The sequence below is a fragment of the Kineococcus gypseus genome (assembly GCF_050871305.1).
GTDB classification, from domain to species: domain Bacteria; phylum Actinomycetota; class Actinomycetes; order Actinomycetales; family Kineococcaceae; genus Kineococcus; species Kineococcus gypseus.
Window position 1 is genome coordinate 1 of record NZ_JBJLRD010000093.1, and the last position, 7590, is coordinate 7590.

4 protein-coding genes are annotated in these 7590 nt (G+C 76.2%); all 4 read left to right on the plus strand.

Annotated elements, in window-relative coordinates; genetic code table 11:
* Positions 1-197: 197 nt before the first annotated feature.
* The 4 genes from ACRYMN_RS20440 to secA all read left to right on the plus strand — a co-directional run bounded on the left by ACRYMN_RS20440 (position 198) and on the right by secA (position 7472).
* Positions 198-893, plus strand: a complete 696-nt coding sequence (locus tag ACRYMN_RS20440) for a response regulator (RefSeq protein ID WP_432499208.1) — start codon at positions 198-200, stop codon at positions 891-893.
* A 29-nt stretch (positions 894-922) separates the two neighbouring features.
* The gene (locus ACRYMN_RS20445; RefSeq protein WP_432499210.1) at positions 923-2170 is read left to right on the plus strand and encodes a winged helix-turn-helix domain-containing protein; all 1248 of its coding nucleotides are present in this window, start codon (positions 923-925) and stop codon (positions 2168-2170) included.
* Positions 2171-2196: 26 nt separating this feature from the next.
* The gene (locus tag ACRYMN_RS20450; protein WP_432499212.1) at positions 2197-4683 is read left to right on the plus strand and encodes a putative bifunctional diguanylate cyclase/phosphodiesterase; all 2487 of its coding nucleotides are present in this window, start codon (positions 2197-2199) and stop codon (positions 4681-4683) included.
* A gap of 110 nt (positions 4684-4793) precedes the next feature.
* Positions 4794-7472 carry a preprotein translocase subunit SecA gene (gene secA, locus ACRYMN_RS20455; protein ID WP_432499213.1) on the plus strand — a complete coding sequence of 893 codons (2679 nt, stop codon included), beginning with the start codon at positions 4794-4796 and terminating at the stop codon, positions 7470-7472.
* Positions 7473-7590 lie beyond the last annotated feature (118 nt).

Sequence of the window (7590 nt, forward strand, 5' to 3'; positions counted from 1 at the left end):
GGGGCGCTCGGCCTGGGGGGGGTGTTTGTGGGGTGAGGTGGGGGGCCGGGGCGGGGGGGGGGGGGGGCCCCCGCCCCCCCCCCCCCCCCCCCGCGCCCGGCGCGCCACCGCGCCCCGGGCGGGTGCGCCCGGCGCGCCCGTGCCAGGATCCGGGCACCGCGGACCCGCCGGGCCCGCCGCCACCACGAGGAGGACCGGTGCCGAGCAGCCCGCGGGACACGGGGGCCGACGCGGTGCGCGTCGTCGTCGTGGACGACCACTCCCTCTTCCGCCGCGGCCTGCAGATGGTGCTGTCCACCGAGGACGACATCGACGTGGTCGGCGAGGCCGCCGACGGCGCCGAGGCCGTGCGGCGGGTGGAGGAGCTGCTGCCCGACGTGGTCCTCATGGACGTGTGGATGCCGCGCCGCTCGGGCATCGACGCCTGCGCCGAGATCAAGGCGGTGGCCCCCTCCACGCGCATCGTCATGCTGACCTCCTCCGAGGAGGAGGACGACCTGTTCGCCGCCGTGCGCGCCGGCGCCAACGGCTACCTGCTCAAGGACGTGCCCGCCGAGGAGGTCGCCGACGCGATCCGCGCGGTGGTCACCGGCCAGTCGCTGATCACCCCGAAGATGGCCGGGCTGCTGCTGGGGGAGTTCGCGGCCATGCGCCGGCGCGACGAGGAGCGCAGCCTGGGCGTGGTGGGCGCGCCGCGGCTGAGCCCGCGCGAGCTGGACGTGCTGCGCCTGCTGGCGCGCGGCATGGCCAACCGCGAGATCGCCGGGCAGCTGGGCATCAGCGAGAACACGGTGAAGAACCACGTGCGCAACCTGCTGGAGAAGCTGCAGCTGCACTCGCGCATGGAGGCCGTGGTGTACGCGGTGCGCGAGAAGATCGTGGAGTTGTCCTGAGCGAGCCGCCGCCGCCCGTCGCGGAGGAGATGGGCGCGGCCGAGGCGCGCCGCGCCGTGCTGGCCGCGCAGGGCTTCGCCGGCCGGCGCCCGGCAGCCCCCGGCGCCGCGCACGTGGCGGGGGTGCTCGAGCGCCTCGGCGTGGTGCAGATCGACTCGGTGAACGTGCTGTGCCGGGCCCACTACCTGCCCTTCTACAGCCGCCTGGGCCCCTACCCGCGCGAGGTGCTCGACCGCGCCGCGCAGCGCCGCCCGCGCCGGCTCGTGGAGTACTGGGCGCACGAGGCGTCGTACGTGCCGCCGGCCACCCACCGGCTGCTGCGCTGGCGCATGGCGCGCGCCGCGCACGACGCCTGGGGCTCGGTGCGCTCGGTGGCCGTGGAGCAGCCGGCGCTGGTGGCCGCCGTGCTCGAGCACGTCGGCGCGCACGGGCCGCTGACGGCGCGCGAGCTGGAGGCGGCGCTGGCCCCGGGCGGCTCGCGCCCCTCGGAGCACTGGGGCTGGAACTGGTCGGCGGTCAAGCGGGCGCTGGAGCACCTCTTCTTCGCCGGGGCCGTCTCCAGCGCGGGGCGCACCGCGCAGTTCGAGCGCCGCTACGACCTCACCGAGCGGGTGCTGCCCCCCGAGGTGGCCGCCGCCGCCGACCCCGAGCCGGAGGAGGCGGTGCGCGCGCTGGTCTCGATCGCCGCGCGCGCCCTGGGCGTGGCGGGGGAGGCGAGCCTGCGCGACTACTTCCGCCTGCGCCCGGAGCAGTCGCGCCGGGCGGTCGCGCAGCTGGTGGAGGCCGGGGAGCTGGTGCCGGTGCGGGTGCGCGGGTGGGCCTCCTCCGAGCGCCGGCCGGTGTACCGGCACGTGGGCGCGCGCGCCCCGCGGGTGCGCGCGCGGGCGCTGCTGACCCCTTTCGACCCGCTGGTGTGGCACCGCCCGCGCACCGAGGAGGTCTTCGGGGTCGCGCTGCGCCTGGAGTTCTACGTCCCGCGCGAGCAGCGCGTGCACGGCTACTGCGTGCTGCCGTTCCTGCTGGGCGAGCGGATCGCGGCGCGCGTGGACCTCAAGGCCGACCGCGCCGCGCCGGGCGGGGTGCTGCGGGTGCCGGCGGCGTGGGCGGAACCGGGTGCGCCGGCGGGCACCGCGCAGGAGCTGGCCGCCGAGCTGGAGCGCCTGGCGGGCTGGCTGGGCCTGGGCGCGGTCGAGGTCGCCGGCCGCGGGGACCTCGCCCCCGCGCTGTCGGGCGCGCTGGGGCGTTCGGGTCACGTCGGGGCGCTCGGCTCAACGTGAGGCGGTGGGCGGCCGACACCCTCGCCGTGGACGTTCCCCCGCGAAGCGACGACCGGGTCGCGCAGGCCGGCGAGCTGCTCGAGCAGGTGCTCGAGCGGCTGAACCTGCCCGGCGCCGAGCACGAGGTGCTCGCCCGCGCCGCCGCCGTGCTCGCCGACCTCGTCGACGCCGACGTGGTGGCCGTGTGCGAGGACGGGCGGGTGCACGGCGGCGTGGGCCTGGGCCAGCGCTTCCTGCCCGAGCGCGGCCTCTCGCGCGCGGTGCGCGACGGCGGCGGCACCTTCACCGTGCCCGGGCTGGGCCCGGTGCGCGCCGAGGTCGTCGACGTGCCGGACCTGCCCGGGGTGCAGCTGGTCGTGGGCCGGGCCGGCGAGGTGGCGGTGGAGCCCGCGCAGCTGGCCGCGGTGCGGGTGCTGGCGCGGGTGCTGGGCCTGGTGGTGCTCGCCCGGCACGGCAGCGAGCGCGAGCGCCGGCTGCGCCGGCAGGGCGCGCTGGGCGTGGCGGAGCGCTCGCGCCTGCAGCAGGCCCTGGCCCAGCGCGAGCAGGTGCTGACCACGACGGTGCGCTTCCAGCGCGCCGTGGCCGGCCGCCACCCGCTGCCGGAGCTGCTGCTGCAGATCGCCCGCAGCTCCTCGGACCTGCTCCAGGGCCGGCCGGTCTCGCTGGTGCTGGCGGACCCGCGCTCGCAGATGCGCCTGCGCGTGGTCGCGGCCGTCGGCGAGCCCGCGGTGGAGGCCGAGCACGCGCTGGCCGCGGCCTCGGGGCTGCGCGGCATCGGCGTGGACGTCGGCGGCGCCGGGCGCCCCGCCGCGGCCGCCGTGCACGTCAACGGCCGGGCGGTGGGCGCCCTGGTCGTCGGCGCGGGCGAGGAGCCGCTGGACGCGGTGGGCGCCACGGTGCTGCGCGCCTTCGCCGAGCACGCCTCGACCGCGCTGAGCCAGGCCGAGTCGGCGCGGGCGGTCGAGGCCGCCTCGGCGGACCCGCTGACGCACCTGCCGCCGCGCTCCACGCTGCTGCGCCACCTGGAGCTGGTGCTGCGCGACGGGGCCGCGGACGGCCCGGGCACGGCGCTGCTGTTCGTGGACCTGGACGGCTTCAACGCCGTCAACGACGCGCTGGGGCACTCCGCCGGCGACGAGGTGCTCGGGCGGGTGGCGCGCCGGCTGCGCCGCTGCCTGCGCGGGGACGACTTCGCCGCCCGCCTGGGCGGGGACGAGTTCGCCGTCGTGGTGCACGGGTCCGACCCGGAGCGGGCCGCGCGGCGGCTGGCCGAGCGGGTCCTGGAGCGCCTGGGCGCGCCGCTGGAGCTGGACGGGCGCTGCGTGCGGGTGGGCGCCAGCATCGGCGTGGCGGTCGCGGCCGAGGGCGTGGGCGCCGAGGAGCTGCTGCGCCGCGCCGACGACGCCATGCACCGCGCCAAGGCGCGCTCGCGCGCCGGGGACCCGGCGGCGGCGGTCGGCGCGGTGGTCGTCCACGAGCCGGGCGCGCACGACGTGGAGGCGCTGCGCCGGCACCTGGAGCCGGACCTGCCGCGCGCGCTGGCCGCCGGCGAGCTCGACCTCGTCTACCAGCCGCTCGTGCGGCTCTCCGACGGGGCGGTGGTGGGCCTGGAGGCGCTGCTGCGCTGGCACCACCCCGTGCGCGGGACGCTGGAGCCGGGCACCTTCCTGCACGGCGGCGAGCGCTCCGAGGCGGTGGACGCCCTGTGGCGCTGGGTGCTGCGCGCGGCGTGCGCGCAGGCGGTGCGCTGGCGCGAGCAGGCGCCGCAGCTGTCGCTGACGGTGAACCTGTCCGAGCCGCACGCCCTCTCGCGCTCGGTGGCCGCCGACGTGACGGCGGCCCTGGCCGAGGCGGGCCTGGAGCCCGGCGCGCTCGTGCTCGACGTGCCCGCGGGCGTGCTCTCGGCCGACCCGGACGTGCTCGCGGTGCGCCTGGAGCAGCTGCGGGCCACGGGCGCGCGCGTGGTGCTGGACGACTTCGCCACCGCCGCGGCCCTGCTGGGGGACGCGCAGGGCCCCTCGCTGGCGGCGCTGCGCCGCCTGGCGGTGGACGGCCTGAAGCTGCACGGCTCGCTGGTGGCGGCGCTGGACGGCCCCGAGGGCGAGCGGGCCGCCGGGGCGGTGCGCACGCTGTGCGAGCTGGGCGCCGCGCTGGACCTGGGCGTGGTGGCCGAGGGCGTCGAGCGCCCCGGCCAGGTGCGCGCGCTGCTGCGGGCCGGCTGCGCGCTGGCCCAGGGGCTGCTGCTGGGCGCACCGCTGCCGGCGGGGGAGGTGCCGGCGCTGCTGCGCGAGGACGCCGCGGCGGTCGCGGCCGCCGTCGGGGCCGGTGGGGCCGGTGGGGCCGGTGGGGCCGGTGGCGTCGACGCTGGCGTGCTGGGCGCCGGCGGGGCCGGGGGCGCGCGGGTCGGCCCGGTGCAGATCGTGCCCTCCCGCGCGGCGCGCACGCCGGCGCCCGTGCCGGTGCGCGCGGTGCCCCCGCGCGACCTGCGCAAGCTGCTGAACGGCGCCGGCTGAGGGCGGGCGGGGCGGGGGCGCGTGCGTCGAGTGACTTGTGATCGACGCAGCGCGACCTCCTCCCTCCGTCCGCGCACCTGCGGGCGCCGCGCCGTCGCTAGACTGCCCCCGTGCCAGCCATCGTCGAGAAGGTCCTCCGCGCCGGCGAGGGCCGCGTCGTCAAGCGTCTGCACCGCATCGCGGAGCAGGTCAACGCCCTCGAGGACGACTTCACCGCCATGTCCGACGCCGAGCTGCGCGGCGAGACCGACCGCTTCAAGGAGCGCCTCGCGAAGGGCGAGAGCCTCGACGCCCTGCTGCCGGAGGCCTTCGCGGTGGTGCGCGAGGCGGCCCGGCGCACGCTGGGCCAGCGGCACTTCGACGTGCAGCTCATGGGCGGCGCCGCGCTGCACCAGGGCAACATCGCCGAGATGCGCACCGGTGAGGGCAAGACCCTCGTCGCCACGCTGCCGGCGTACCTCAACGCCCTCACCGGCGAGGGCGTGCACGTCATCACGGTCAACGACTTCCTCGCGGAGTACCAGAGCGAGCTCATGGGGCGCGTGTACCGCTTCCTCGGCGTGAGCAGCTCGTGCATCCTCTCGCGCATGCGCCCGGACGAGCGGCGCGCCGCCTACGCCGCGGACATCACCTACGGCACGAACAACGAGTTCGGCTTCGACTACCTGCGCGACAACATGGCGTGGAGCTCGGCGGAGATGGTCCAGCGCGGCCACCACTTCGCCATCGTCGACGAGGTCGACTCCATCCTCATCGACGAGGCCCGCACCCCGCTGATCATCTCCGGGCCCTCCGACGCGCCCACGAAGTGGTACACCGAGTTCGCCAAGATCGTCCGCGGCCTGTCCGTCGACGTCCACTACGAGGTGGACGAGAAGAAGCGCACGGTCGGCATCCTCGAGGCGGGCATCGAGCGCGTCGAGGACCTGCTGGGCATCGAGAACCTCTACGAGAGCGTCAACACCCCGCTCATCGGCTTCCTGAACAACGCCGTCAAGGCCAAGGAGCTGTTCAAGCGGGACAAGGACTACGTCGTCTCGCCCAAGGGCGAGGTCCTCATCGTCGACGAGCACACCGGCCGCATCCTCGCCGGCCGGCGCTACAACGAGGGCATGCACCAGGCCATCGAGGCCAAGGAGGGCGTGCCGATCCAGAACGAGAACCAGACGCTCGCCACGATCACGCTGCAGAACTTCTTCCGCATGTACGACAAGCTCTCGGGCATGACGGGCACGGCCATGACCGAGGCCGCGGAGTTCCACCAGATCTACAAGCTCGGCGTCGTCTCGATCCCCACCAACCGCCCGGCGGTGCGCGTGGACCAGCCCGACCTCGTCTACAAGAACGAGCCGGCCAAGTTCGCCGCGGTCGTGGAGGACATCGCCGAGCACCACGCCACCGGCCAGCCGGTCCTGGTGGGCACCACCAGCGTGGAGAAGAGCGAGCACCTCTCCGCCCTGCTCACCAAGCGCGGCGTGGAGCACACCGTCCTGAACGCCAAGCAGCACGAGCGCGAGGCGTCGATCGTCGCCCAGGCCGGGCGCCGCGGCGCGGTCACCGTGGCCACGAACATGGCCGGGCGCGGCACCGACATCATGCTCGGCGGCAACGCGGAGTTCCTCGCCGTGGCGGCCATGAAGGACCGCGGCCTGGACCCGGACGAGTCGCCGGAGGAGTACGAGGCGGCCTGGCCGGACGTGCTGAAGCAGGCGCAGGAGTCGGTGCGCGCCGAGCACGACGAGGTCCGCGACCTCGGCGGGCTGTACGTGCTGGGCACCGAGCGGCACGAGTCGCGCCGCATCGACAACCAGCTGCGCGGCCGCTCCGGCCGCCAGGGCGACCCGGGCGAGTCCCGCTTCTACCTGTCCCTGACCGACGACCTCATGCGCCTGTTCAACGCCGCCCTGGTGGAGTCGTTCCTGACGCGCAGCGGCATCCCCGAGGACGTGCCCATCGAGTCCAAGATGGTCACCCGCGCCATCCAGAGCGCGCAGGGCCAGGTCGAGGGCCGCAACTTCGAGATCCGCAAGAACGTCCTGAAGTACGACGACGTCCTCAACCGCCAGCGCGAGGTCATCTACGCCGAGCGCCGCAAGGTGCTCGAGGGCGAGGACCTGCACGAGCAGGTCCGGCACTTCATCGACGACACGGTCACCGCGTACGTGGTGCAGGCCACCGCCAAGGGCTTCGGCGAGGACTGGGACCTCGAGGTCCTCTGGGCCGAGCTGCGCACGCTGTACCCGGTGTCCGTCACGCCCGAGGAGGTCGTGGAGGCCGCCGGCGGCCGCGGCAACCTCACGGTGGAGCGGCTGCTGGAGGAGGTGCGCGCGGACGCGCAGTCCTGCTACGACGCGCGCGAGGAGCAGCTCGGCGCCCCCGTGCTGCGCGACCTCGAGCGCCGCGTCGTGCTCTCGGTGCTGGACCGCAAGTGGCGCGAGCACCTCTACGAGATGGACTACCTGCAGGAGGGCATCGGCCTGCGGGCGATGGCCCAGCGCGACCCGCTCGTGGAGTACCAGCGCGAGGGCTACCAGCTCTTCCTGGCCATGACCGACGCCATCAAGGAGGAGTCGGTCGGGTACCTGTTCTCCCTGCAGGTGCAGGCCACGCCGCAGGCCGGTGCGCAGCCGACCGCCCCGGGCTTCGAGCAGCCGGTGCGCCAGCAGCTGCAGTACACCGCCCCCACCGCGGAGGGCGACGTCGAGGTGCACGCCGGCGACGCCTCGAGCACCGACGCCCCGGTGGGCAACCGGGCCCAGCGCCGCGCCGCCGGGCGCAGCGCCGACTGAGCCCGTCCCGCACGACGACGGCCCGTCCCCCCCCCCCGGGTGGGGGGCCCTGCGCGGGTCCGGCCCCCCCCCCCCCGCGGCCCGTGACGCGGGAGCGGGCTCCGGGAAAACAACCAAC

Excerpts from the sequence above, each read along its gene's own strand:
- ACRYMN_RS20445 (WP_432499210.1), top strand. The coding sequence starts at position 923 with ATGGGCGCGGCCGAGGCGCGCCGCGCCGTGCTGGCCGCGCAGGGCTTC.